This window comes from Nocardia sp. NRRL S-836 (assembly GCF_001279525.1).
Classification (GTDB): Bacteria; Actinomycetota; Actinomycetes; order Mycobacteriales; family Pseudonocardiaceae; genus Lentzea.
The window spans coordinates 37,108-60,446 of the sequence record NZ_LGDY01000123.1 but is presented as its reverse complement, the minus strand read 5'-3'; the positions used below and the strand labels follow the sequence as shown (position 1 = coordinate 60,446).

Here is a 23,339-nt window from a genome sequence, read left to right as displayed (position 1 = left end):
TCAGCGTAGTCAACACGCCGGAAGCACCCCCTATACGCGTACTCGAATCGCACATGCGCCAGACTGCGGAGCATCATGACTGCCTGGTTTGTGATCGTCGTCCCCATCGTGATCATGTTCTTCGCGCTCTTCATGGAGCGCGTCGAAGCGAGGCTCCGGCACGTCGCCGTGCAGGAGAACGAGGTCGAGGAGTTCCTGGAGTCCGCCCGGCCCGACGAGGTCAAGGCGCTCTACGGACACGGCATCGGACGCGCGCTGGAGCTGTTCCGGCTGCGTCGCCGCGGTCGCGGCAGCGTGCGCAGGCGCGTGCGCTAGCGGTCGGGTGCCGAGCAGGCACCCGAATGGCGTAGACTGGCTCGTTGGGCTCTGGATCGAGTCAGTCGCGTTGTTCCCGCCAAGACGGCGAGCCGAGCGGCGATCCACAACGCAGCCCTTAGACTGCAACGCAGTGATCGGCGGCACGGCGCTGACTCCACCAAAGAAGGTGGTAGGCGTGCCGTCGCGTCGATTAGGAGGGACGAGGTGGACGAGACCCTGGCGCGAGCGGGCATCTTCCAGGGAGTTGACCCGGCAGCCGCAGAGGCGCTGGCGCAGACCCTGGAGACGGTGGAGTTCCCGCGTGGCCATGTGATCTTCGCGGAGGGTGAGCCGGGCGACCGGCTGTACATCATCCAGTCCGGCAAGGTGAAGATCGGCCGCAAGTCGCCGGACGGCCGCGAGAACCTGTTGGGGATCTTCGGACCTTCCGACATGTTCGGTGAACTGTCCATTTTCGACCCCGGCCCCCGCACGTCGACCGCGACGACGGTGACCGAGGTGCGCGCGGTGTCCATGGACCGCCCCGCGCTCCGGCAGTGGATCACCAACCGGCCGGAGATCGCCGAGCAGCTGCTGAGGGCCCTGGCCCGCAGGCTGCGCCGGACGAACTCGATGCTGGCCGACCTGATCTTCACGGACGTACCGGGCCGTGTGGCCAAGGCGTTGCTGCAGCTCGCACAGCGCTTCGGCTCGCAGGAGGCCGGTCTGCTCCGCGTCACGCACGACCTGACGCAGGAGGAGATCGCTCAGTTCGTCGGCGCGTCCCGCGAGACCGTGAACAAGGCCCTGGCCGACTTCGCGCACCGCGGCTGGCTGCGCCTGGAGGGCAAGAGCGTGCTGATCCTGGACCCGGAGCGCCTCGCGCGCCGCGCCCGCTAGCACTTGACCCCGCCGGGTCCGCTTCGGTGGACCCGACGGGCTGCCGTTCGCCCCTTCGGGCAAACCGCTGACCGAGCACAAAGGACCGGGCGCCACCCCCGACGTGGCGCACCGGTCCTTTGCGTTGCACGGCCCATCCCCCGACGAACCGTGCCCTCCACCCTCTGGCGCGCAGGCCCCGACCCTCTGGCCAGAGGTTGGTCTCGATCGATGAGTCAACTTTCGCACGGCCCCCACCGTGGAACCCAAGCTTTTTCACTCCCAAGAACCTCGTCCGGGTGGTTTTTCCCGCATGTTTCACCCGGTCATCCCATTGTCGTGACCCAATCGCAACGACGGTGACTCTGCGCACCCCAAACTGGTACTTCCGTACCAGGTTTGGCATACTGGTACACATGTCCCACTCTGCCCGTCTCTCCGACTACCGAGCTGCCCTGACGACCCCCGGCATGCGCGGCCCCGTGGTCGCCTCCCTGCTCGCCCGCCTCCCCATCGCGATGGTCGGGCTCTCGCTGCTGCTCTACGTCGAGCGCGCCACGGGTTCGTTCGCGGCCGCCGGCCTGGTGTCGGCGGCGGCGCTGGTCGGCGTGGCGATGGGCTCGGTCGTCCAGGGCAGGCTGATGGACCGCTTCGGTCCCACCCGCCCGCTGGCGGCGGTCACCGCTCTGTTCACCCTTTTCGTCACGGCCTCGGTGATCGCCGTCGAGGCGGGCGCCCCGGTGTTCACGCTGGTCCCGCTTGCCCTCGGCGTCGGCGCGACCGAACCGATGGTCGGCTCGGCGTCACGGGCGCTGTGGGAGCGGATGCTCCCGAGCGGCCCGACCAGGATGGCCGCCTACGCCTACGAGTCGATCTCGATGGAGGTCTTCTTCATCCTCGGCCCCGGCCTCGCGGGCCTGCTGCTGGCCGCCCCGTGGGCAGGCACCGGCGTGGTCGTCGGCGCGGTGCTGATGGTCATCGGCGCCCTGTGGTTCGCCTTCAACCCGGTCGTCCGCGCCTGGGGCGCCGTCGCCGCGACCCCGCGCCCCCTGCTCGGCGCGTTCGCGTACCCCGGCATGCGCACGGTGGCCCTGGCCGCCCTCGGCTTCGGCGTGACGATCGGTTTCGTCGAGGTCGCCGTCCCCGCGTTCGCCAAGGCCGAGGGCCACGCCTCCATGGGCGGCCTGATGCTGTCGCTGTGGTCGATCAGCTCGGTGATCTTCGGCGTGCTGTACGGCATGCGCCCGTGGCCGCGCCCCATGCACCTGCGCCTGCCGGTGCTGCTCGGCGGCTTCGGCCTGCTGTCCCTGCTCCTGGCGATCCCCGCCACCCTGGTCGGCCTCGGCATCGCGCTGTTCGTGGTCGGCACCCTGATCACCCCGCAGTCGACCGCGCACTCCGCCGCGATCGAACAGGTCACGCCCAACGGCATGGCCGCGGAAGCGTTCGGCTGGGTGATCACCTCGGTGACCGTCGGCCTCGCGCTCGGCCAGGGCCTCTCCGGCCAGCTGATCGAACACTTCGGCACCCGACCTGCGTTCTTCGCGGCCGGGGTGGCCGGGCTGGTGATCGCGCTGGCGGTGTGGCTGCTGCGGGCGACCGTGCGGCGTGGCGTGCCTGCCGGGGAGTCGCTGCCGGCGCGGTCGGAGATGGAGCTCGCCGCCCGGTAGGGCTGGTGGGCCTGGCCCGACCAGACCGGGATCGATCGAGTCCGGCTGAAGCCGGCCGGATCGCAGGGCCGGTCGAGTCGCCGGGTTGAACGTCGAAAGGCACGCCGTGACCAACGGCGTGCCTTTCGCTCTTCCACGCGGCTGTCGCGGCTGTCGCGTGTCGGTCGCGGAATCGGTGCGGCGCACCCGCGCCGACCGGCGAGGTCGCGGGATCAAAGCGGCGTACCCGCGCCTACCGGCGACGGCATCCCGGAGCACCCGGCTTCCCGACCTTCCGAACGTGTGCGGTCGCCGGGCGGCTTCGTGGCCACGTTCCCGAGGCGCCGGGCGCGGAAGGTCAGGCCACCGAGCGCATCGGAACGACCAGGTAGGTGAGTTCCACGCCGTCCTCGCCGGGCGGGGAGGTGAGGACGGTGGAGCGGAGGCCGTCCTGGATGCGGAGCTCGATGCGGCGGCCGGCGAAGGCTTTCAGGGCGTCGGCGAGGTAGCGGGCCTGGAAGGTTTTGGTGAGGCGGTCGCCTTCCACCGTGGCCTTGACGAACTCCTCGGCTTCGCCGGAGGTCGGGTCGCTGCTCTTGACGCGCAGTTCGCTGTCCTCGACCTGGATGGTGACGGCCTGGTGGGGGCCGCCGTAGGGGGTGGCGCGGCGGACGGCGCGGGCCAGGGCGTCGGCGTCTACCAGCACTGTGCTGTCGATGGTGGTCTCCAGAAGTCGGCGCGCTCGGTCGTCCGGGAACGGGGCGGCCAGGAGTGCGGTGGAGATGGAGTTGTGGTGCCAGGCGAGGCCGATGCGGTCGGTGTCGGCGTGCAGGGCGACGGTGCCCTGGGACTGGCGGGCGGCTTCGGCCAGGGCCTTGGCGGGGACCAGGACGTCGATGGTGCCCTGGGAGTGCCACGGGAGCCTGGCGTAGGCCATGCGGTAGCGGTCGGTGGCCATGACGTGCAGGTGCTGGTCGTCGGACTGGATGCGGATGCCGGTGAAGATCGGCAGTGCGTCGTCCTTCGAGGCGGCGCCGGCGACCGCGGCGATGACGCGCAGGTGGTCGGCGGCGACGGTGCCCTGGAGCGTGGGCAGGACCGGGATGCCGGGGTGGTCGTGCAGGTCGAGCAGGGGCAGGGCGAACCGGGCCCGGTCGGTGCGGACCGCGAGGCGGGAGCCTTCGACGCGCAGGCGGACCTGGGGCTCGTCGAGGGCCTGCAGGGTGGCGGCCAGGGCCTTGGCGGGCGCCAGCACCTCCCCCTCGGTGTGCGCGGTCGCGGGCTTCGTCAGGCTCACGGCGTGCTCGTGGTCGCTGCCCGCGACCTCCACGCCGGTGGCGCCGGCGCGCAGCCGGACGCCCGCGAGCACGGGGTCGAGCACGCGGGTGGGCAGCAGCCGTGCCACCTCGGCGACGGCGCCGGCCAGGTCGGCTGTGGTGGCGGTGAGGTCCATGGTCAGGACGCTAGCGGGCACCCCTGACAATTTTCGCGCGCTCGGCCCGCAGGCCGGTGGAGCGACGGCCGAGCGCTGGTCAGGCCTCGGTGCGCAGGTATTCGAGCTGCGCGCGCACCGACCACTCCGCCGCGGGCCACAGCACCCGGTCCACGTCGGCGTAGACGATCTCCACCACCTGGCGGGGTGTGGCCGAGCCGCCCAGCGACGCCACGGCGCGGCGGACCTGGTCGAGGCGTTGCAACCGGTGCGCGAGGTAGGCGCGCGCGGCCTCGCCGGCGTCGGCGAGCTCGGGGCCGTGGCCGGGCAGCACGGCGGTGTCCGGGGGCAGGTCGGCCAGCAGCCGCAACGACTCGAAGTAGTCGCCGAGCCTGCCGTCCGGGTGGGCGACGATCGTGGTGCCGCGGCCCAGCACGGTGTCGCCGGTCAGCACGGCCTCGCCGGCGAGCACGAAGCACAGCGAGTCGCTGGTGTGGCCGGGGGTGCCGAGCACGCGGAGCTCCAGGCCGGAGCTGGTGACCACGTCACCGTCGACCAGGCCCTCGGAACCGAAGACGAACGTCGGGTCGAGCGCGCGCACCGGCGCCCCGACGAGCTCACCGAACGAGCGCGCGCCCTCGGAGTGGTCGGGGTGGCCGTGCGTCAGCAGGATCTCCGAGACCGGGCCGGCGGACGCGATGCGCTCCAGGTGCACCGGGTCGGCCGGTCCGGGGTCGACCACCACGTACGACTCGGCGTCCGGTGCCTTCAGCAGCCACGTGTTGGTGCCGTCCAGCGTCATCGGCGACGGGTTGTCGGCCAGCAGCACGGCCGCGTGCTCGGTGACCTGGCGCAGCTGCCCGTACAGCGGGTGCGCGGCACGGGCTCCGATCAGCGGGGACCCGCTCATCAGATCACCACCCGGATGACGTCACCGTCGCGCACCAGCTTCGGGATGATCTTCGAGACGCTGCGTTCGGCGGCCATGACCGCCGGGACCGACCCGAGGGCACCGATCTCGTCCAGCGTCCGCCAGGTCGGCGGCATGAGCATGCGGCGGCCCTCCTCGGCGTCCTGGATGGCCTCGGCGGGCGTCTGCCAGGCCGCGTCGGACGCCTCGGTCGTGGCACCATCGGCGTGCTGGCCGGTGGGCAGGGCCGCCACGAAGAACCGGGTGTCGTAGCGCCGGGGTTCCTCGTGGGGCGTGACCCAGTTGGCCCACGGCCGCAGCAGGTCCGCCCGCAGCACCAGGCCCGCGGAGGCGAGGAACTCCGCCAGCGACACGTCCCGGTCGACCAGCGCCTGCCGCGCCTCGGCGTACACGGAGGCGTCCGCGACGACGGTCGTCGCCGACGGTCCCGCCAGCAGCACGCCGGACTCCTCGAACGTCTCCCGCACGGCCGCGCACACGAACGCCCGCGCGAGGCCCTCGTCCACGCCGAACACCGATCCCCACCACGACGGCGGCGGACCGGCCCAGGCGACCGAGGTGTCCGCGTCACGCGAGTCCACGCCTCCGCCGGGGAACACGGTCATGCCGCCCGCGAACGCCATCCCCTTCACGCGCCGCAGCAGGAACGCCTCCACACCGGCGGAACCGTCCCTCAGCAACACCACGGTGACCGCGTCACGGGGCTCGACGGGTTGGGCGACCGGCGCGGCGGGTACCAGGTTTCCCGGCAAGGTCATGTCCTCGGGCATCCTCCGAGCGTACGACCGCGCTAACCCGAGGATGGTGTGATGGCGACGAAGGTCTCCGGCTGCCTGGTGAAGATGCTGCTGGTGTTGTTCGGCGTGGTGGTGGGGACAGGGCTGACGGCGGTGACGTGCGTTCTGCTGTTCCTGCCCGACCGCACGACCGTGAGCAGCGCCGAACCGACCGCCACGAGCCCCGGCGTGTACGTGAAGAAGGTCGAACGCGTGGTGGGCGGCACCTACTACGAGATCTGGCTCGGGCCGGCGCCCGACCGCGGGCACGTGGTGACCGTTCCCGCCGGCTGGGAACACGACCCGGAACGGGAGAGCACGCCCGACGGTCTGCGGCTCAAGTTCGACAACGGTGGCGAGATCTTCGTCCCCAAGGCCAGTTACTCCTGAGGCAGGATGGGCGAGTGGACGAACAGCTGCGCGTAGGACTTGTCGGTGCGGGCCCGTGGGCGAGCATGATCCACGCCCCCGGCCTCGCCAACCACCCCGGCACCCGGCTCACCGGTGTGTGGGCCCGGCGGCCGGAAGCGGCCCAGGAGCTGGCCAACGCGCACGGCGCCGAGGCGTTCACGTCCTACCGGGACCTGCTGTCCACTGTGGACGCCGTCGCGTTCTGCGTGCCGCCGGCCGTGCAGGGGCCGATGGCGATCGAGGCGGCGAACGCGGGCAAGCACGTCGTCCTGGAGAAGCCGATCGCGGAGTCCCAGGAGGTCGCAGAGGAGCTCGTCCGCGCGGTGACCGACGCGAACGTGGCCTCGCTCGTGGTGCTGACGCGCCGCTACGCGCCGGAGACCAGGGAGCTGCTCAAGCAGCTGCACCGCACCGGCGGCTGGACCGGTGCGGACGGCCGCTGGCTGACCGGCGCGCTGCTGGGCGGCCCGTTCTCGAACTCGCCCTGGCGGCACGAGAGGGGCGCGCTCGACGACATCGGCCCGCACGCGTTCGACCTGCTGGACGCGGCACTGGGCGAGATCACCGACGTGATCGCCGCGCACGTGTCGGAAACCGGGCTGTGGCAGCTGATCCTGCAGCACGCGGGCGGCGCCACGAGCACGTTGTCGCTGACCATGTCGCTGCCGCTGGAGCCGCCGTTCTCGGACTTCACCGTGTTCGGGCCGAACGGCCACCGCACGCTCAACAGCCGCGACACGTCCGCTGTGGAGTGCTACACCAACCTGCTCGACGACTTCGTGGCGATGGTGCACAGCGGCACCACGACCCACGAGTGCGACGTGCGGCGCGGCCTGCACCTGCAGAAGGTCATCGACCTGGCGCGGCGCAAGGCCGGGGTGTGAGCCCAAGCCTTGGGAGAGCCCGCGCCGACCGGGTCGGCGCGGGCAGCGCTCACTGCTGCTGGTGCCCGTTGTTCGTGGCCCCGAAGGCCGACTGACGTGCCGACGACCGGTCGATCTGCCAGCGGCCGGTGTCGGACATCTTCGCGCCGGACTGCTCGCGTTGCGCCAGCTCCTCGTGCAGCTGCTGTAACAGCGCGCGTTCCCGTTCACTGAGGTTGGCGTCCACGGAGGACGGTTCCGCCGGCGGCTCGGCCAGTGCGGCCTGCAGCTCCGCCAGCTCGTCCGCGTTCAGCTCCGTCGTGACCTCGGCCCGGTTGATGGGCGTGGGCTCCGGCAGGGGCTCCTGCTCCGTTTCGACCGGCGCGACGGAGATCCGCTTCACGGGCTTGGGCGGGAAGGGCTGCGAGCCCTCCAGGGACGGCGTTCGGGCAAAACGTGAGCCGGACTCTTCCACCGCTGGCTCCGGCGCCGGTGTCGGCTCGGCCATCGGCGCCGGAGCGGGAAGTTCCTCTGACTGGTCGAACCAGGCCGGTTCGTGGCCCACGTTCGCCGGTGCGGGTGGTGGCGTCGGTGTCACCGGGGCACCGGAGACGGGCACCGGGCGCGACGACGTGACCGCGGAGGCGTGGTAGTCGCTGAGCTGCGTGCCGACGGCCAGCACCTCGACGGAGGCGCGGATGCCGGCTTTGCGCAGCACCGTGTCGATCCGGTAGGAGGTGGCGGGCGCGAAGCCCTGCGGCCCCACGTCGACCAGCACGACGCGGTGCGGCAGCGGGCCCGGCGTGGCACCGGCCGGCGACGAACGCCAGACGCAGCGCACCGAGCGCACGTCCGGCAGCACCGACACCGCACGCGACAGCAGCGGGCCGAGGTCCGCGGCCGGGTCGGAGTCGGAGGTGAAGCGGTGCCGGACGAACGGAAGCACCTCCACGACCGGCAGACGGTCGGTGAGGGACGCGTCGGAGCGCACCTCGTGCAGCGCCCACGTGATGGCTGCTCTCTCGTCCGGGAGCACCGGGATGCCGCCGGCCAGGAGCGTGCCGACGAGCAGTTCCACCGCACGGTCCAGCTCTCCGACGGCGAGGAACTCGCGCGCCAGCGACAGGGCGTCGTCGTCGACGCGCCCGGCCATCGACAGCAGGAGATCGTGCAGACGGACCGGCAGGCCGACACCGTCGTTCGTCACGGCAACTCTCCTTAGCTGAGCACCAGGTGCTCCTCGGACTCGGCGCCGGCACACACCAGCTCCGAAGCCGCCAGCGCCGCCCGGTGGTAGGGCGGCAGGTCCAGACCGGACGGCACGACCTCGACGCACGGGTCGTGCTCGCCCAGCGCCCGCAGCACGCGCTGCAGCTCGCCGGTCAGCCGGGAGTGGCCGGTGGTGGCCGCCACCAGCAGGACGCGGTTGACCCCGTCAGGGCCGATGCGCCAGCAGGAGCGAACCTCACCGACCCCGAGCCGGCCTCGCAGCGTGGCACCGAGCACGACGGTCGCGGAATCCCCCATCGGCACCCGATCGGGTGATTCCGGGGAAAAGGTGTAGTCGGTGGGTGGCAGTTCGTCCAGCCCTTTGACCGAACTGACAGCTCCGGGTTCGGCCCCGTAGGGCACCAGGGCGTCCTGCAGAAGGCGCATCTCGTGATCGGTCAGAGGGATGCGGCCGTGCAGCAGGGTGCGCGGCAAGGACCGCGCGAGCACCGCATACGCGTCCGAAGCCGCCCAGTCCCGGTACCGCCACAGCAGGTCGTCCGGGAGGCGACCGGCGAGCCGCAGCAGCAGTTCGTGGCACGTGTCCGACATGTCACACCCTTCAGCGGAAACCCGGGACTACGACCGGGAGACCTCAGACCTCGACGATCAGTTCGACCTCGACCGGCGCGCCGATCGGCAGCTCGGCGACGCCCACGGCGGACCGGGCGTGCCTGCCCGCGTCACCGAAGACCTCCCCCAGCAGCTCCGACGCCCCGTTCACGACACCGGGCTGGCCGGTGAAGCCCTCCGCGGAGGCGACGAAGCCCACAACCTTCACGATCCGCTTGATCGAGTCAACGCCCACGAGGTCGTGGACCGCCGCGAGCGCGTTGAGGATGCACGTCCGCGCGTACGCCTTGGCCTCCTCCGGCGAGACGTCGGCGCCGACCTTGCCGGTGGCCGGGAGCTTGCCGTCGACGAACGGCAGCTGGCCCGAGGTGTACACCCAGGACCCGCTCTGCACGGCGGGCACGTAGGCGGCGAGCGGGGCGGCGACGCCGGGCAGCTCGATGCCGAGCTCCTGCAAGCGTGCGGACCAGGTCATGCCTTCACCCGCTTCAGGTACGCGACGTGCTGCTCACCGGTGGGGTTGGTCAGCACGGTGACCAGCTCCCAGCCGTCCTCGCCCCACTGGTCGAGGATCTGCTTGGTGGCGTGGATCAAGAGCGGAACGGTCGCGTACTCCCACTTCGTCATGCGCGGAAGCGTAACGCGCCACCCGCTCGCCCTCTGCGCGGTTCTCGACCTTCGAGCTACCTTGATCACATGGAGACCTGGCGGATCGTCGCCACCGGCGCGTTCGTGGTGAGCGGGCTGGTGATGGTGCTCGTCGCCATGGCCCAGGTGCGCGACCGCAAGCACAGCCGGCGCACGCAGGTCTGGCAGGCCGGGCTGATCGGGCTGGCGGTCGTGGCCGTCCTCACGGCCGCCATCGCGTTCTGGCTGCCGTCGGCCGTGGCCTGGGCGTTGGTCGCCGCGACCGCCGCGGCCGTTCTCTTCCTCACGCTGGTCGATTGACCGACCGATCCACGTCTGACCGGATTCACACATAGTCTGGACGGGTGACGTCGTGGACCGAGGAGCTGACCCGAGCCCGTCTGCACGTGGTCTCCGGCAAGGGCGGCACCGGCAAGACCACGGTCGCGGCCGCGCTGGCGCTCGCGCTCGCCACCGGAGGCCGCCGGGTGCTGCTGGTCGAGGTCGAGGGACGGCAGGGCATCGCCCAGCTCTTCGACCGGGCCCCGCTGCCCTACTCCGAGGAGCGGATCGCGTCCGCGCCGGGCGGCGGTGAGGTGCACGCGCTGGCCGTGGACGCCGAGGCCGCGCTGCTGGAGTACCTGGCGATGTTCTACAACCTCGGCTTCGCGGGGCGGACGCTGCGCAAGATGGGCGCGATCGAGTTCGCGACCACGCTCGCGCCCGGCCTGCGGGACGTGCTGCTGACCGGCAAGGTGAAGGAGACGGTCAACCGCACCGGTGACGGCGGCCGGCACTGCTACGACGCGGTCGTGCTGGACGCGCCGCCGACGGGGCGGGTGGTGAAGTTCCTGGACGTCACGAAGGCGATGGCCGACCTCGCCAAGGTGGGGCCGATCAAGGGGCAGAGCGAGGGCGTGGTGCGGCTGCTGCACTCCGGTGACACGGCGGTGCACCTGGTCGCGCTGCTGGAGGAGATGCCGGTGCGCGAGACGCTCGACGCGGTCACCGAGCTCGACGCCGCGGACCTGCGGCCGGGCGCGGTGCTGGTGAACCGGGTGCAGCCGACGCGGCTGCCGGTGCGGTCGCTGCCCGCGGCCGCGGACGGCCGGGTGGACGCCGCACGGGTGCGCGCCGGGCTCGTGGCGGCCGGGCTGGACCTCGCCGAGGACACCCTGGAGGACCTGGTCGAGGAGACCGTCGAGCACGCCATCCGGGTGCGCTCGCAGCAGGAGGCGATGGAGCTGCTGCGCGAGTCGGACCTGCCGACCGTCGACCTGCCGGAGCTGACCGACGGGGTGGACGTGGCCGCGCTCTACGAGCTGGCCGAGGTGCTGGTCGCGGCGGGTGTGCGGTGAACAGGCTCGACTTCGACCCGTTGCTCGACGACCCGGCGACGCGCGTGCTGGTGTGCTGCGGGTCCGGTGGCGTCGGCAAGACCACGACCGCGGCGGCGCTGGCGTTGCGGGCGGCCGAGCGGGGCCGGCGCGTGGTGGTGCTGACGATCGACCCCGCGCGCAGGCTGGCGCAGTCGCTGGGGCTGCGGGAGCTCGACAACCACCCGCGCGAGGTCGTCGTGGAGGGCTTCGAGCCCAAGGGCGAGCTGTTCGCGATGATGCTGGACATGCGCCGCACGTTCGACGACATGGTGCTGACCCACGCCGGGCGCGACCGGGCCGACCAGATCCTGTCGAACCCCTTCTACCAGACCATCTCGTCGTCGTTCTCCGGCACGCAGGAGTACATGGCGATGGAGAAGCTGGGCCAGCTGGTGGCGCAGGACGAGTGGGACCTGATCGTGGTCGACACCCCGCCGAGCCGCTCCGCGCTCGACTTCCTGGACGCGCCGCAGCGGCTGTCCACGGTGCTCGACGGCAAGTTCATCCGGATGCTCTCGGCACCGGCACGTGCGAGCGGCCGTGGCCTGCTCAAGATCGTCGGCACCGGGTTCAGCCTGTTCACGCGCGCGGTGTCGACCATCGTCGGCGGTCAGCTGCTGCAGGACGCGTCGACGTTCGTGCAGGCGTTCGACAGCATGTTCGGCGGCTTCCGCGAACGGGCCCAGCGCACGTACGAGCTGCTCCGCTCGCCGGGCACCGGTTTCGTGGTGGTGGCGGCGGCGGAGCCGGACGCGCTGCGCGAGGCCAGCTACTTCGTGGAACGGCTCAGCGCGGAGAACATGCCGTTGTGCGGGCTCGTCGCGAACAGGACCCACCCCGTGCTGGCGGTGGACCTGCCCGCGGCGAAGGCCCACGCCGCGGCGGACGACCTCGACCGTTCCGGTGAGGCGCCGCTCGCGGCGGCGGTGCTCCGGCTGCACGCGGACCGGGTGGCGGTCGCCGATCGGGAGAAGCGGCTGCTGGCCCGGTTCACGCGTGCTCACCCCGGTGTCGCGCTGGTCGGCGTGCCCGCGTTGCCCGCGGACGTGCACGACCTCGACGGCCTTCGTGAGATCGGCCGCCGGCTGGCCGGGGAGTAGTGCCGTGTTGATCTTTTGTGCCGCGACGGACGCGAACTAGCCGACTCGCGAGTCCTCGTGGTGTTCCTGGCGCGCATTGTCGAGCAATTCGTACCAAGACGTAACGTCGGGACGGCGACGCAGCAGAGCGCGTCGTTCACGCTCCGTCATCCCACCCCAGACACCGAACTCGATCCTGTTGTCGAGCGCTTCGGCCAGGCATTCCATGCGCACCGGACAACCGAGGCACACGAGCTTCGCCTTGCGCTGCTCCGCACCGCGGACGAAGAGCTGATCCGGCTCCTCGTCACGGCACGAAGCGTTGATACGCCAATCCCCCTGGTTCATATCCCCCACTCCTCAGTGCTGTCCAAATGTGGAAATCCGCCACACCCCTGCCACGGATGCCGTAGCGTTCGAGCTACGGCTGCATTCCTTGGACGTTGACGGACTGTAGTGCCGTTCGGTTCCCTGTCCAAGCCTGGGTCACCCGACTGTTACCTGTCTTGCGTATGTCTACTCATGCTGAGTAACGGCCCTTACTGATCACCTTCACCCGTTCGTGTACGGCGTACGCTGACCTGCGTGCGAGTCAGGAATGGCGTGCTCAAGATGCTCGGCCTGTGCCTGCTGGCTGGGGTTCTCCTCGCCGGCATGCTGTTCCCAGTCGTGGGCGCGACAGGCCTGGTGTCCAACCGGGCCAGCGACACCGTGGACAGCATCTCCGCCGACCTCGTGACCACGGACCCACCGCTGATCACGACCGTCACCGACAAGGAAGGCGCGCCGATCGCCTACCTGTACGACCAGTACCGCGTGCTGACACCGCCGGAGAAGATCTCGCCGACGATGAAGGCCGCGCTGATCTCGGTCGAGGACCGCCGGTTCTACGAGCACCAGGGCGTGGACTGGAAGGGCACCATCCGCGCCGGCCTGACGAACCAGGTGAGCGGCTCGGTCTCGCAGGGCGCGTCGACGCTGACGCAGCAGTACGTCAAGAACTACCTCGTCCACGTCGTGGCGCGGAACAACAAGCTGGAGCAGGCCAAGGCGCAGGAGCAGACCATCGCGCGCAAGATGCGCGAGGCCCGGATCTCCCTGCAGCTGGAGCGGAAGCTGGGCAAGGAGGAGATCCTCGCCCGCTACCTCAACGTGGTCCCATTTGGTTCGACCATTTACGGGATCGCGGCGGCCGCCCAGGCTTACTTCAGCACCACGCCGGACAAGTTGACCGTTCCCCAGGCGGCGATGCTCGCCGGAATGGTCAACAGCCCGTCAGCGCTCGACCCCGAAGCGTATCCGGACAAAGCGCTGGAGCGGCGCAACAAAGTGATCGACCGGATGGTCGAGAACGACAAGCTCTCGCGTGACGCGGGCGAGGCGGCGAAGAAGGAAGGGCTCGGTCTGGCGAACCCGGTCCGCACGCCGCCGAACGGTTGTGTGGGTGCCGGACCGGAAAACGGCTTCTTCTGTTCCTACGTCGTGAACTACTTGCAACGCGCGGGTTTCAGCGAAGAACAGCTGCGCACCGGCGGCTACACGATCCAGACCACTTTGGACAGAACGGTCACCTCGCAGGCGAAGGCAGCGGCGGAGGCCGGGGTCGCCAAGGGCACGCCGGGAATCGCGAACACGATGGCCGTGGTGAAGCCCGGCAAGGAACGCCACGACGTGCTCGCGCTGGTGGCGAACCGCGACTACGGCCTGAAGGCGGACCTGAACCAGACGACGTTCGACCTGCCCAGCGGTGTGGAGAACAAGTTCGGCGCCGGCTCGGTCTACAAGGTCTTCACCGCCGCCGCGGCCCTGGAGAAGGGCCTGGGCATCGAGAACACCATCGCGACGCCGACGTCCTACACCTCGCGGGTGTTCAAGGGTGGCGCCCAGCGCTGCCCGAGCACCGGTGAGCCCGGCACCCGCTGGTACTGCCTGTCGAACTTCGACTCGAGCTACCCGTCGTCGATGTCGCTGCAACAGGCCCTGCAGACCTCGCCGAACACCGGCTTCGTGATCCTGGAGGAGCAGACCGGGCTGGACGCGGTGGTCGACATGGCCTCGCGGCTGGGCATGCGCGACACGATGGCGACGAACCTGCAGGGCATGCGGCCCGACCCGAAGGCCAAGGAGAAGCAGAACCGCATCTCGCAGACCGAGTTCTACAAGCAGGACGGCGGCAACGCCTCCTTCACGCTGTCGCCGGCCCCGGTGTCCACTCTGGAGCTCGCGAACGTCGCCGCGACCATCGTGTCCGGCGGCAAGTGGTGCCCGCCCACGCCGCTCGCGAAGGTCCTCGACCGCAACGGCAAGGCCGTGCAGGTCAACGAGGCGCCGTGCGAGCAGGTCGTCAGCGAGGGCCTCGCCAACGGCCTCGCGACGGGCATGAGCAAGGACGACCTCGGCAACGGCACCGCCGCCGCGGCCGCCCGCGCGTTCAAGTGGACCCGCCCGATGATCGGCAAGACCGGCACCACGGAGGAGTACAAGTCGGCCGCGTTCATCGGCGCGACGCCGGACTTCGCGGGCGCCGTGCAGACGTTCAACGACGGCACCTCGCCCCGCCCGATCTGCGTCACCGGCGCGCCCCGCCTGTGCGGCAACGGCAACATCTTCGGCGGCACCATCCCCGCGCGCACGTGGTTCGACACGATGTCGAAGGTGCACGCCACCCTGCCGGTCGCGCAGCTGCCCCCGGTCGAGCCGCGCTACCTCAAGGGCGGCCGGGAGATCCAGATCCCGGACGTCGTCGGCCGCCAGGTCAACGACGCGGTGCGGACGCTGGAGCAGGCCGGGTACAAGACGAGCCAGCAGACGATCAACTCCGACCGGCCCAAGGGCACCGTCGTCAGCCAGTCGCCGCGCGGCAACGCGTTGCGCGGCACGGTGATCACGCTGTCGGTGAGCTCCGGCTACGTGCCGCCGCCCGCGCCGACCGACCCGACCGGAACGCCGAACCCCGGCAACCCCGACCCCGGCAACCCGAACGAGCCGCCGCCGATCACGCTGCCCACCGAACCGGGTGGCCCGCCCGGGCGGTAGCCGCTGTGCCGGGCGCGTCCTGAACAGCCGAAACGCGCTTGCCAGCCGGGTGACGATGTGGGGGTGAACCTCGCCCCCTTCAAACACGTCCTCGCGCTGCCCGGTGTGCGGTCGCTGATGCTGCTGGTACTGCTCGCGCGGATCGCCCCGACGGCGGCGGGCGTGACGGTGACGCTGCACGTCGTGACCTCGCTCGACAAGGGCTACGCGGCGGCGGGCGCGGTCGGGTTCGCGACGATGGTGGGCATCGGGCTGGGATCGCCGCTGATGGGGCGGCTGATCGACAGGCGGGGGCTGCGGATCACGCTCACCGTCAGCGCGCTGGTGGAGGGCGTGTTCTGGCTGACGGCGCCGTTGCTGAGCTACCACTGGCTGCTGCCGCTGGCGTTCGCCAACGGGTTGTTCGCGGTGCCGGTGATGTCGATCGGCCGGCAGGCGCTCACGGCGCTGGTGCCGGAACCGCAGCGCAGGCCGGCGTTCTCGCTGGACTCGATCTCGGTCGAGCTGTCGTTCATGGTCGGGCCCGCGGCCGGGGTGCTGCTCGCGACGAAGTTCTCGACCGGCCTGGCGCTGGTGTCGATCGGTGTGGCCATCGTGCTCGCGTGCGTGCTGCTGTACGTGGTGAACCCGCCGCTGGTGCACGAGGACGAGGTCACGACGCAACCGGCACCGCGCTGGCAGTCGTGGCTGCGCGGACCCATGATCGCGGCGCTGATCATCCCGTTCGGGGCCACGATGGTGCTGTCGGGCATGGAGCTCGCGTCGATCGCGAGCCTGGAGCACGCGGGCAGGCAGGGCTGGCTGGGCCTGATCTTCGTGGTGATGTGCGCGGCGTCGGCGTTCGGCGGGCTCGTCTACGGCGGGCTGCGGCGGGTGCCGGGCGGGGTCGTGCTGCTCGCGGGGATGGCGTTGCTGGAGCTGCCGGTGGGGCTGGGTGACGGGAACGTGGCGGTGCTGGCGCTCGCGTTGATCCCGATGAACCTGCTGTGCGCGCCCACGATCGCCGCGTCGAGCGAGCAGATCAGCAAGCTCGCGCCCCCGTCGGCGCGCGGGATGGCGCTCGGGGTGCAGGGGTCGGCGTTCACGTTCGGGGTCGCGGCCGGGCAGCCGCTCGCGGGCCTCGCCGTGGATCACGGCGGGCCCGCGCTCGGCTTCGTCGTCGCGGGTGTGGCCGGGCTGGCGGTCGCCGGTGTCGGCTACCTGCTGAGCCGGCAGCGGCAGCCGGTGGCGGCCTGACCGGTCAGGCGGTCTCGGGGACGTCCTGGGCAGAGTTCGCGAGGGCCAGGCCGGTCCGCAGCGCGCCGACGGCCTCGGACACGGCCTCGCGGAAGATTCCGCCCACGCCGAGCACGTTCGCGAACCCGTGGAACAGGCCCTCGTGCCGCCGCAGCACCACCGGCACGCCCTCGGCGGCCAGCCGTTCGGCGAAGGCCTCGCCCTCGTCGCGCAACGGGTCGTAGCCCGCGGTCGCGATGTAGGTCGGCGGCAGCCCGGACAGGTCCTCGGCCAGCATGATCGACAGCCGCGGGTCGTGCCGGTCGCGGCCACCGGCGCTGTACTGGTCGAGGAACCAGTCCATCTTCTCGTCGGTGAGGAAGAACCCGTTGCCGAAGAGCTCCCGCGACCGGCGCCGCACCGACGCGTCCACACCGGGGTACAACAGCAGCAGGAACGCCAGGTCGACCTCGGCGCCGTGCGCGGTCACCGCCGCGAGGTTGCCGCCCGCGCTGTCGCCGCCCAGTGCGATCCGGCGCGGGTCGATGCCCAGGTCCGCCGCCTTGGTCACGGCGTAGCGCAGCACCTCGGCCGCGTCGTCGGCCGCCGCGGGGAACGGGTACTCGGGCGCGAGCCGGTAGTCCGCCGCCAGCACCCGCACGCCGGCCTCACGGGCGAGGAAGCGGCACAGGTTGTCGTGGCTCTCCAGGCTGCCGGTCACCCAGCCGCCACCGTGGTAGAAGATCAACAAAGCCGAGCCCGGCGCCAGCCCGTGCGGTGTGTACAACCGCCCGGCGAACTCCCCGATCGTGAGGTCGCGGGCACCCACCCCGGTGATCCTGGGACCGGAGACGAGCTTCGTGCTCAACTCAAGGTCCAGCCGGCTCTCCGAAGCTGTCCTCGTGCGCCACCCGGTTCCGGACAGCTGCTGGAGGCGGAGCAGCAACTGCGCGTCCGGGTGCAGGTCCTGACCGTCCAGGCGGATCCGGGGCCCCGTGATCAGGCGGCGCACGGGTGAGGGCAGACCGAACGCGAAGCGCAGGGCGCCGGCCATCACACGCGCCTGGATGTTCGACATGTGGTGCATGTTACTAGCCAGTAGTGCTGGATCTCCAGGTATCTGGAGGTGGAAGGATCGGCGTCATGACGGTGACGGTGGTGGGCATCGGCGGCTCGATCAGGTCCGACTCGCAGTCCGAGCGGGCGCTGCGGGTCGCGCTCGAAGGTGCTCGCGAAATGGGCGCGCGGACCATCCAGTACAGCGGCCCCGAACTGGTGCTGCCGTTCTACGACCCGTCCGTGCCGGAACGCACCGACGTGGCGAAGCGGATGGTCGAGGACCTGCGCAGGGCCGACGGCGTGATCCTCGTGTCGCCCGGCTACCACGGCACGGTCTCCGGCCTGGTCAAGAACGCCCTCGACTACATCGAGGACCTGCGTGACGACGAGCGCCCCTACCTCGACGGCCGCGCGGTCGGCACGATCACCGCCGCCTACGGGTGGCAGGCCGCGGTGAACACGCTCGCCGCGGTTCGCTCGATCGTGCACGCGTTGCGCGGCTGGCCGACGCCGCTGGGTTCCGCGATCAACTCCGCGCAGGTCAAGTTCGACGGCGACGGCTCGTGCTCCGACTCCGACGTCGACCGGAACCTGCGGGTCATCGGCCGTCAGGTGGTCGAGTTCGCGCAGCGCCAGGCCGCGCACCAGGCGTGAACTGAGTCACGATCGGGCAGATAAGTCGCGCACGATGCGTTCTCCCTGAGTGGAACCACCCACTGACCCAAGGGAGAGCGGAATGGAAGCGCTGTACACGGCCGAGGCGACTGCTTACGGCGAGGGCCGCAACGGCGAGGTGCGCTCCTCCGACGGTGTGATCGACGAGGTGCTGTCGGTCCCCAAGGAGATGGGCGGCCCCGGCGGTGACGCGACCAACCCCGAGCAGCTGTTCGCGGCCGGTTACGCAGCGTGCTTCAACTCCGCCCTCGCAGCCGTCGCGCGCGCCGGGAAGATTCAGGTCGCTTCTTCTGAGGTAACCGCCAAGGTGGGGATCGGATCGAACGGGACCGGCGGCTTCCAGCTGGGCGTCGAGCTCGCCGTGAACATCCCCGGACTCGACCAGGCGGTCGCGGAGAAGCTCGTCGAGCAGGCCCACCAGGTCTGCCCGTACTCGAACGCGACGCGCGGCAACATCGAGGTGGCGCTCACCGTCACCGTCTGAGGAGGCGCGTTCAACAATGGCCAAGTACCCGATCACCAGCCCGCTCGCCGACGCCGATCGTGACGCCGTCGGAGCGGTGCTGCAGGCAACGCTCGTCGACCTCGTCGACCTGTCCCTGATCGGGAAGCAGGCGCACTGGAACGTGATCGGCAAGAACTTCCGCAGCGTCCACCTGCAGCTCGACGAGCTGGTCATCGCGGCGCGCAACGCCGCCGACCAGGTCGCCGAACGCGCGGCCGCTCTCGGCGTCACGCCGAACGGCACGGCGAAGACCATCGCCTCGTCGTCCGGCCTGCCCGAGATGGAGACCGGCTGGCTGAAGGAGGACCAGGTCGTCGCGGCGATCACGAAGTCGCTGGCGCAGCTGATCACGCGCATGCGTGCCCGCATCGACGAGACCGACAAGCCGGACCTCGTCACCCAGGACCTGCTGATCGGCATCACGCAGGAGCTGGAGCAGGCGCACTGGATGTGGCAGGCGCAGGCCGCCTGACCCGGCAGCCGACGGACGGCCCGCTCCTCGACGGAGCGGGCCTCGTCGTTCTTCCGGCCTCTTCAGGACATCAGCGGGACAGGTGGCGGCGCGCGAAGTCCACCTCGGCGGCCGTCTGCCGCATCGTCTCGGCGACCACCAGCGAGCCGTGCCCCGCGTCGTAGCGGTACATCTCGTAGGTGTGACCGCGCTCGGCGAGGGCGTCGAGGTAGTTGTCGATCTGCCGGATCGGGCAGCGCGGGTCGTTCTCGCCGGCGAGGATCAGGACCGGCGCGGTGACCTGGTCGACGTAGGTCAGCGGCGAGCACTCGCGGTAGAGGTCCGGGAGGTCCTCCGGGGAGCCGCCGAAGAGCGCGCGGTCGAAGGCGCGCAGCGGTTCCATCTCGTCCTCGTAGGCGGCGAAGTAGTCGGCGACCGGGACGCCCGCGATGCCGACCGCCCAGCGGTCCGGCTGGGTGCCGATGCCGAGCAGGGTCAGGTAGCCACCCCAGGAGGCGCCGTTCAGCACGACGCGCGCCGGGTCGGCGAGGCCGGACTCGACGGCCCAGTCGTGGACGGCGGCGATGTCCTCGAGCTCGGTGAGGCCCGGACGGCCCTCGATGGCGTCCCGCCACTGCGAACCGTAGCCGGACGAACCGCGGTAGTTGACGTGCACCGTCGCGAAACCGGCGTCGAGCCACACGGCGCGGTAGGCGGAGAAGCGGTCCTCGTCGGAGGAGTGCGGGCCGCCGTGGATCATGAAGACGGTCGGGAACGGCCCCTCGCCCGCGGGCCGCGACACCAGGGCGTGGACGTCGCCGACGAAGACGTCCTCCAGCGGCTGTGACGTGGCCGGGCGGGCACCCGCAGGTTCGACGAGCACGCGCTCGCCGCCGTCGGCGGACAGCGCGCGGATCACGGTCGACGTCGAGGCGGACGACCACGAGTACTCGACGGTGCCGTCCGGGCGCACGCCGGCCGAGCCGATCACGCCGGGCGCGGTGTCCAGAGTGGACAGCTCACCGGTCGTCAAGTCGTAGCGGTGCACGGTGTTGCGCGCGTGGTGCGTGTGGACGATCAGCAACGCGGACGCGTCGGGGTACCAGTCGGCGGAAACCTCACCCGGCAGGTCGAGCACGATCTCCTGCTCGGTGTCGGCGGCGACGTCCCAGATCAGCAGCTCCTCGCGGCCGCGGCGCTCGTGCAGCACGAGCAGGCGCTGGTCGCCGCGCACCGGGCTGAACGAGACGGCGTCGAGCCCCTTGCCCTTGCCGTCCCACTTCTCGGCGACGACCGACCCGTCGGCGGCGGCCAGCACGCGCAACGCCATGTGCCGGTTGTCGCCGTGCTCGGAGTGCGCGATCGCGACGAGCGACTCGTCCTTGGACATCGCCGTGACACCGGCGTCGTTCTCGTTCTGGTAGATCACCTCGGTGCGGTCGCCACGGGCCAGCCAGACCGTGGTGCCGTCGTCGGTCGAGGCGGCGACGGCCGTGACCTCGCGGCCGATCTCCAGCCCGGCCGGGTAGCCGGCGGTGACCCCCGCGAGCGCGGGCTCCGCCTTGCTGCCGTCGGCGTGGAACGGCTCCCGCACCCACACGCCGAACTCGTCACCGTCGTGGTCGTCGAACCACCAGATCTCGGTGCCGTCCGGGTTCAACGTGCCGTGTGACGTGCCGTTCGGGCGGTCGGTGACCTTGCGGTGCTCGTCGGTGGCCCGGTCCCAGGCGTAGATCTCCCACACGCCACTGGCGTTGGAGATGTACAGCGTGCGGTCGGGTGCGTCGTCGGCCCAGCCGGGCAGGCTCATCCGGGGCGCGGTGAACCGTTCACGCCACGTGGCCTCCGCGGCGGGGTCGTCGAAGAGCTGGTCCGGAACCTCTGGAGCAGGGTGCGTCGTCACACCGCAACACTAGGTCAGCGGCGGGTCCAGGGGGATTCGAGGCGATGACGGCGTTGCGGCAGGACATCGATTCTGCGTGGCTTTGAATGTCTAGGTGTGCGGTGTGCCGCGAGTTAATGTTTGTGGATGCCTCGGACAACGGAGCGGCTCGACACGGCGGCCACGTTGGAGGAAGTGCAACGGATCGTCCGCACGACGGCCCGTTCGCTGCTGAGCGCCCACGGCGCGACCCTCGTGCTGCTGGACGGCGACCTCTGCTACTACGCCGACGAGGACTCGATGAGCCCGTTGTGGAAGGGCCAGCGCTTCCCCGCCGTGAACTGCATCAGCGGCTGGGCGATGCGGAACCGCCAGACCGTGGCGATCCGCGACATCCGTTTCGACGAACGCATCCCGCAGGAGGCGTACCGGCCGACGTTCGTGCGGAGCCTGGTGATGACCCCGATCCTGCGCCCGGATCCCATCGGCGCGATCGGCTGCTACTGGGCGGTGCCGCACGCCGCGACCGAGTCGGAGACGTCGGCGCTGGAGGCGCTCGCGCTGGCGGCGGGTGACGCGCTGGAACGGTTCCCGGAGGGCTTGCCCGCGCGGGGTTTCCTCAGCTGACCGGGCCGACTCAGCCGAGCTCTTCCTCGAAGATCCGGTCGACCTGCTTCGACGCGCGGCCGAGCGCCCTGACCGCCGCGACCACGACGGCGAACGCGGCGGCCACCGCGACGGCGATCCAGACCGACGTGAGGGTGTAGACGATCGCCAGCAACTGCATCACGACAACGGCTTTCGCCGCCAGGACGAGCCAGGACCTGTGAACCGGCTTGGCGGCGGAGGCGGAGTTCATGGAACGTCTCCCGGAGTTTTCGAACGGTGCCGAACGTGCTGCCCGTGTTGTCGAGTCGATCTCGGCGCCTGTTACCCAACGTGACTTGAATCTTCAACCTTCACTCGTAAGGGTTAACGCAACGTGCATGTTTCGTAAGGTTTGAGGCGGAACGGTGGCGCTGCGTACTTGACACCACGGTCGCTCGTTGGGCCGCTCGTGTCGATACGTGTCGCTCGATTGGGTGAAATTCAGGCGTGGATCGGTGGCTTTCTGCACGGCGGGCGGGACGTTCGACCCTGTGGAGCTGTGGTCGGTTCGTGAGCCCTCGGCCTCCTACCTGTCGCGGCTGGAGAACGGCGAACGGGCACTCGACCGCCGCTCGCTCGTGGTGGCGCTCGCGAACGCGCTGGAGGTGGCGCCGAGCGAGATCACCGGTGCGGCGGCACCGGGCAGCTCGGACGAGGACCGATCGCTGAACGGCGTGCGGCTCGCCCTGCTCGCGGTGAGCGTGGGTGAGCCCGCGGGTGAGGTCGTGCCGATCGAAGCCCTCCGCGCTCGCGTGGCCGAACTGCTGGACGACCAGAAGGACTGCAGGGCCGTCGAGGTCGGGCAGGCGTTGCCCGGCCTGATCCGCGACCTGCACGCCACCCTCGGCGCCGGGCGCGACGTCGCGGCGGTGCTCAAGCTCCTCACCTTGACGCACGTGCAAGGCACACAAGCATGGCTGATGGACGTCGGCGCCAACCTCGACCTCGCGTGGCAAGCTGCGACGCTCGCCAGCACCGCTGCCGAGCAGGTCGATGATCGGCCGACGCTCGCCGTGAGCGCTTTCGGTACCGCTTTCGGACTGCTGGGCGCCGGAGCGTTCGACCTGGCCGCGCGAACCGTGTCGACGGCCGATCCAGGCACCGCAACGCCCGAGGCGATGCAGGCGGCGGGAATGCTCTCGCTCACCTCGTCACTCGTCGCCGCGGCGCGCGGGAACGAATCGGAGCGGTCCGCCGCGCTGGACCACGCGGCTGACCTCGCTGCCCGCACCGGTGAGGGGAACGCGTTGTGGTTCGGGTTCGGCCCGAGCAACGTCGGCGTGTGGCGGATGTCCGTGGCGCTGGAATCCGGTGACCACGCGGAGGCTGCGCGGATTGCCACGACAGTGCACCCCGACGCGCTGCCATCACAAACGCGGCGATCGGCCTACTTCCGGGAGTACGGCCGCGCCCTGGCCCATTTGCCGCGACGAACCGACGAGGCCGTGATGATGCTGCGTCGAGCCGAACAGCTCTCGCCCACGCGCATTCACCGCCACCCGTTCATGCGGTCGATCCTGGCCGAGCTCCTGACGAAGGCGAAGCGGGATGGCGTCGGCAGAGAACTTCGAGGTATGGCCTACCGCGCCGGCCTGCACGTGTAGCCGCTCGTCGATCTCTTCTGGGTGCCACACCCCGTCGCTACGCTGGACCTCGACATCCTCGCCCTGGGCTGGCCACCGGGCGCACCTGCGAGGACACAT

26 protein-coding genes are annotated in these 23,339 nt (G+C 70.7%); 15 read left to right on the top strand and 11 right to left on the bottom strand.

Going from position 1 to position 23,339, the window contains the following annotated elements; translation table 11 throughout:
* The first annotated feature begins 75 nt into the window (after positions 1-75).
* The 3 genes from ADL03_RS32520 to ADL03_RS32510 all read left to right on the top strand — a co-directional run bounded on the left by ADL03_RS32520 (position 76) and on the right by ADL03_RS32510 (position 2,846).
* Positions 76-315, top strand: coding sequence for a hypothetical protein (locus tag ADL03_RS32520; protein WP_053737421.1), 240 nt, complete (start codon positions 76-78; stop codon positions 313-315).
* A 207-nt stretch (positions 316-522) separates the two neighbouring features.
* The gene (locus ADL03_RS32515; RefSeq protein WP_030469453.1) at positions 523-1,197 is read left to right on the top strand and encodes a Crp/Fnr family transcriptional regulator; all 675 of its coding nucleotides are present in this window, start codon (positions 523-525) and stop codon (positions 1,195-1,197) included.
* Positions 1,198-1,592: 395 nt separating this feature from the next.
* Positions 1,593-2,846, top strand: a complete 1,254-nt coding sequence (locus ADL03_RS32510; RefSeq protein ID WP_053737420.1) for an MFS transporter — start codon at positions 1,593-1,595, stop codon at positions 2,844-2,846.
* Positions 2,847-3,183: 337 nt separating this feature from the next.
* Here ADL03_RS32510 and dnaN read toward each other — a convergent pair whose 3' ends face one another.
* The 3 genes from dnaN to ADL03_RS32495 all read right to left on the bottom strand — a co-directional run bounded on the left by dnaN (position 3,184) and on the right by ADL03_RS32495 (position 5,958).
* Positions 3,184-4,278 (bottom strand): DNA polymerase III subunit beta, encoded by a 1,095-nt coding sequence (gene dnaN / locus ADL03_RS32505; protein ID WP_053737419.1) that lies wholly within the window; start codon positions 4,276-4,278, stop codon positions 3,184-3,186.
* A 79-nt stretch (positions 4,279-4,357) separates the two neighbouring features.
* Complete coding sequence (locus ADL03_RS32500; protein ID WP_053737418.1) at positions 4,358-5,167, bottom strand: MBL fold metallo-hydrolase; 810 nt, start codon at positions 5,165-5,167, stop codon at positions 4,358-4,360.
* A complete protein-coding gene (locus ADL03_RS32495; RefSeq protein WP_053737417.1) occupies positions 5,167-5,958 on the bottom strand; it encodes an NUDIX domain-containing protein in 792 nt (263 codons plus the stop codon). Before ADL03_RS32495 ends, ADL03_RS32500 begins: the two co-directional genes overlap by 1 nt.
* Before the next feature lie 39 nt (positions 5,959-5,997).
* On the opposite strand from ADL03_RS32495, the gene ADL03_RS32490 reads away from it, so the two are divergent.
* Positions 5,998-6,354, top strand: coding sequence for a hypothetical protein (locus tag ADL03_RS32490; protein ID WP_053737416.1), 357 nt, complete (start codon positions 5,998-6,000; stop codon positions 6,352-6,354).
* Positions 6,355-6,368: 14 nt separating this feature from the next.
* Entirely contained in the window at positions 6,369-7,259 is an 891-nt protein-coding gene (locus ADL03_RS32485) for a Gfo/Idh/MocA family protein (protein WP_053737415.1), read from the top strand.
* Between the two features lie 49 nt (positions 7,260-7,308).
* Here the strand turns inward: ADL03_RS32485 and ADL03_RS32480 are convergent, their stop codons facing one another.
* The 4 genes from ADL03_RS32480 to ADL03_RS47595 are packed head-to-tail and all read right to left on the bottom strand — an operon-like array spanning position 7,309 to position 9,707.
* Complete coding sequence (locus ADL03_RS32480; RefSeq protein ID WP_053737414.1) at positions 7,309-8,445, bottom strand: hypothetical protein; 1,137 nt, start codon at positions 8,443-8,445, stop codon at positions 7,309-7,311.
* 11 nt (positions 8,446-8,456) lie between these two features.
* Positions 8,457-9,059 carry a hypothetical protein gene (locus ADL03_RS32475; RefSeq protein WP_053737413.1) on the bottom strand — a complete coding sequence of 201 codons (603 nt, stop codon included), beginning with the start codon at positions 9,057-9,059 and terminating at the stop codon, positions 8,457-8,459.
* 43 nt (positions 9,060-9,102) lie between these two features.
* On the bottom strand, positions 9,103-9,555 hold the full coding sequence (locus tag ADL03_RS32470; protein WP_053737412.1) for a RidA family protein: 453 nt from the start codon (positions 9,553-9,555) through the stop codon (positions 9,103-9,105).
* The gene (locus ADL03_RS47595; RefSeq protein WP_086668176.1) at positions 9,552-9,707 is read right to left on the bottom strand and encodes a DUF4177 domain-containing protein; all 156 of its coding nucleotides are present in this window, start codon (positions 9,705-9,707) and stop codon (positions 9,552-9,554) included. The genes ADL03_RS32470 and ADL03_RS47595 overlap by 4 nt, the downstream gene beginning before the upstream one ends.
* Positions 9,708-9,776: 69 nt before the next feature.
* On the opposite strand from ADL03_RS47595, the gene ADL03_RS32465 reads away from it, so the two are divergent.
* Genes ADL03_RS32465 through ADL03_RS32455 form a run of 3 tightly spaced genes read left to right on the top strand, consistent with a single transcriptional unit; the run spans position 9,777 to position 12,186 of the window.
* Positions 9,777-10,028: a hypothetical protein gene (locus tag ADL03_RS32465; protein ID WP_053737411.1), complete on the top strand. Its 252-nt coding sequence runs from the start codon at positions 9,777-9,779 to the stop codon at positions 10,026-10,028.
* A 44-nt stretch (positions 10,029-10,072) separates the two neighbouring features.
* Complete coding sequence (locus ADL03_RS32460) at positions 10,073-11,065, top strand: ArsA-related P-loop ATPase (protein WP_053737410.1); 993 nt, start codon at positions 10,073-10,075, stop codon at positions 11,063-11,065.
* The gene (locus tag ADL03_RS32455; RefSeq protein ID WP_053737409.1) at positions 11,062-12,186 is read left to right on the top strand and encodes an ArsA-related P-loop ATPase; all 1,125 of its coding nucleotides are present in this window, start codon (positions 11,062-11,064) and stop codon (positions 12,184-12,186) included. Before ADL03_RS32460 ends, ADL03_RS32455 begins: the two co-directional genes overlap by 4 nt.
* Positions 12,187-12,222: 36 nt before the next feature.
* Here the strand turns inward: ADL03_RS32455 and ADL03_RS32450 are convergent, their stop codons facing one another.
* Positions 12,223-12,513, bottom strand: coding sequence for a WhiB family transcriptional regulator (locus tag ADL03_RS32450; RefSeq protein WP_053737408.1), 291 nt, complete (start codon positions 12,511-12,513; stop codon positions 12,223-12,225).
* 237 nt (positions 12,514-12,750) lie between these two features.
* On the opposite strand from ADL03_RS32450, the gene ADL03_RS32445 reads away from it, so the two are divergent.
* Together ADL03_RS32445 and ADL03_RS32440 are read left to right on the top strand one after the other, a co-directional pair.
* Entirely contained in the window at positions 12,751-15,201 is a 2,451-nt protein-coding gene (locus ADL03_RS32445) for a penicillin-binding protein (protein WP_053737407.1), read from the top strand.
* Positions 15,202-15,264: 63 nt separating this feature from the next.
* On the top strand, positions 15,265-16,437 hold the full coding sequence (locus ADL03_RS32440; protein ID WP_053737406.1) for an MFS transporter: 1,173 nt from the start codon (positions 15,265-15,267) through the stop codon (positions 16,435-16,437).
* A 4-nt stretch (positions 16,438-16,441) separates the two neighbouring features.
* Here ADL03_RS32440 and ADL03_RS32435 read toward each other — a convergent pair whose 3' ends face one another.
* Complete coding sequence (locus ADL03_RS32435; RefSeq protein ID WP_053737405.1) at positions 16,442-17,494, bottom strand: alpha/beta hydrolase; 1,053 nt, start codon at positions 17,492-17,494, stop codon at positions 16,442-16,444.
* 65 nt (positions 17,495-17,559) lie between these two features.
* On the opposite strand from ADL03_RS32435, the gene ADL03_RS32430 reads away from it, so the two are divergent.
* The 3 genes from ADL03_RS32430 (at position 17,560) to ADL03_RS32420 (ending at position 19,127) form a co-directional block, all read left to right on the top strand.
* The gene (locus ADL03_RS32430; protein ID WP_063798782.1) at positions 17,560-18,129 is read left to right on the top strand and encodes an NADPH-dependent FMN reductase; all 570 of its coding nucleotides are present in this window, start codon (positions 17,560-17,562) and stop codon (positions 18,127-18,129) included.
* A gap of 82 nt (positions 18,130-18,211) precedes the next feature.
* Positions 18,212-18,634 (top strand): organic hydroperoxide resistance protein, encoded by a 423-nt coding sequence (locus ADL03_RS32425; protein WP_053737404.1) that lies wholly within the window; start codon positions 18,212-18,214, stop codon positions 18,632-18,634.
* A 16-nt stretch (positions 18,635-18,650) separates the two neighbouring features.
* Complete coding sequence (locus ADL03_RS32420) at positions 18,651-19,127, top strand: Dps family protein (protein ID WP_053737403.1); 477 nt, start codon at positions 18,651-18,653, stop codon at positions 19,125-19,127.
* A 70-nt stretch (positions 19,128-19,197) separates the two neighbouring features.
* Here the strand turns inward: ADL03_RS32420 and ADL03_RS32415 are convergent, their stop codons facing one another.
* Positions 19,198-21,009 (bottom strand): prolyl oligopeptidase family serine peptidase, encoded by a 1,812-nt coding sequence (locus ADL03_RS32415; protein ID WP_053737402.1) that lies wholly within the window; start codon positions 21,007-21,009, stop codon positions 19,198-19,200.
* A gap of 126 nt (positions 21,010-21,135) precedes the next feature.
* On the opposite strand from ADL03_RS32415, the gene ADL03_RS32410 reads away from it, so the two are divergent.
* On the top strand, positions 21,136-21,615 hold the full coding sequence (locus ADL03_RS32410) for a GAF domain-containing protein (RefSeq protein ID WP_082373656.1): 480 nt from the start codon (positions 21,136-21,138) through the stop codon (positions 21,613-21,615).
* A 10-nt stretch (positions 21,616-21,625) separates the two neighbouring features.
* On the opposite strand, the gene ADL03_RS32405 is transcribed toward ADL03_RS32410, so the two are convergent.
* The gene (locus ADL03_RS32405) at positions 21,626-21,847 is read right to left on the bottom strand and encodes a hypothetical protein (protein WP_053737400.1); all 222 of its coding nucleotides are present in this window, start codon (positions 21,845-21,847) and stop codon (positions 21,626-21,628) included.
* A 244-nt stretch (positions 21,848-22,091) separates the two neighbouring features.
* On the opposite strand from ADL03_RS32405, the gene ADL03_RS32400 reads away from it, so the two are divergent.
* Entirely contained in the window at positions 22,092-23,240 is a 1,149-nt protein-coding gene (locus ADL03_RS32400) for a helix-turn-helix domain-containing protein (RefSeq protein ID WP_197288835.1), read from the top strand.
* Positions 23,241-23,339: the final 99 nt, after the last annotated feature.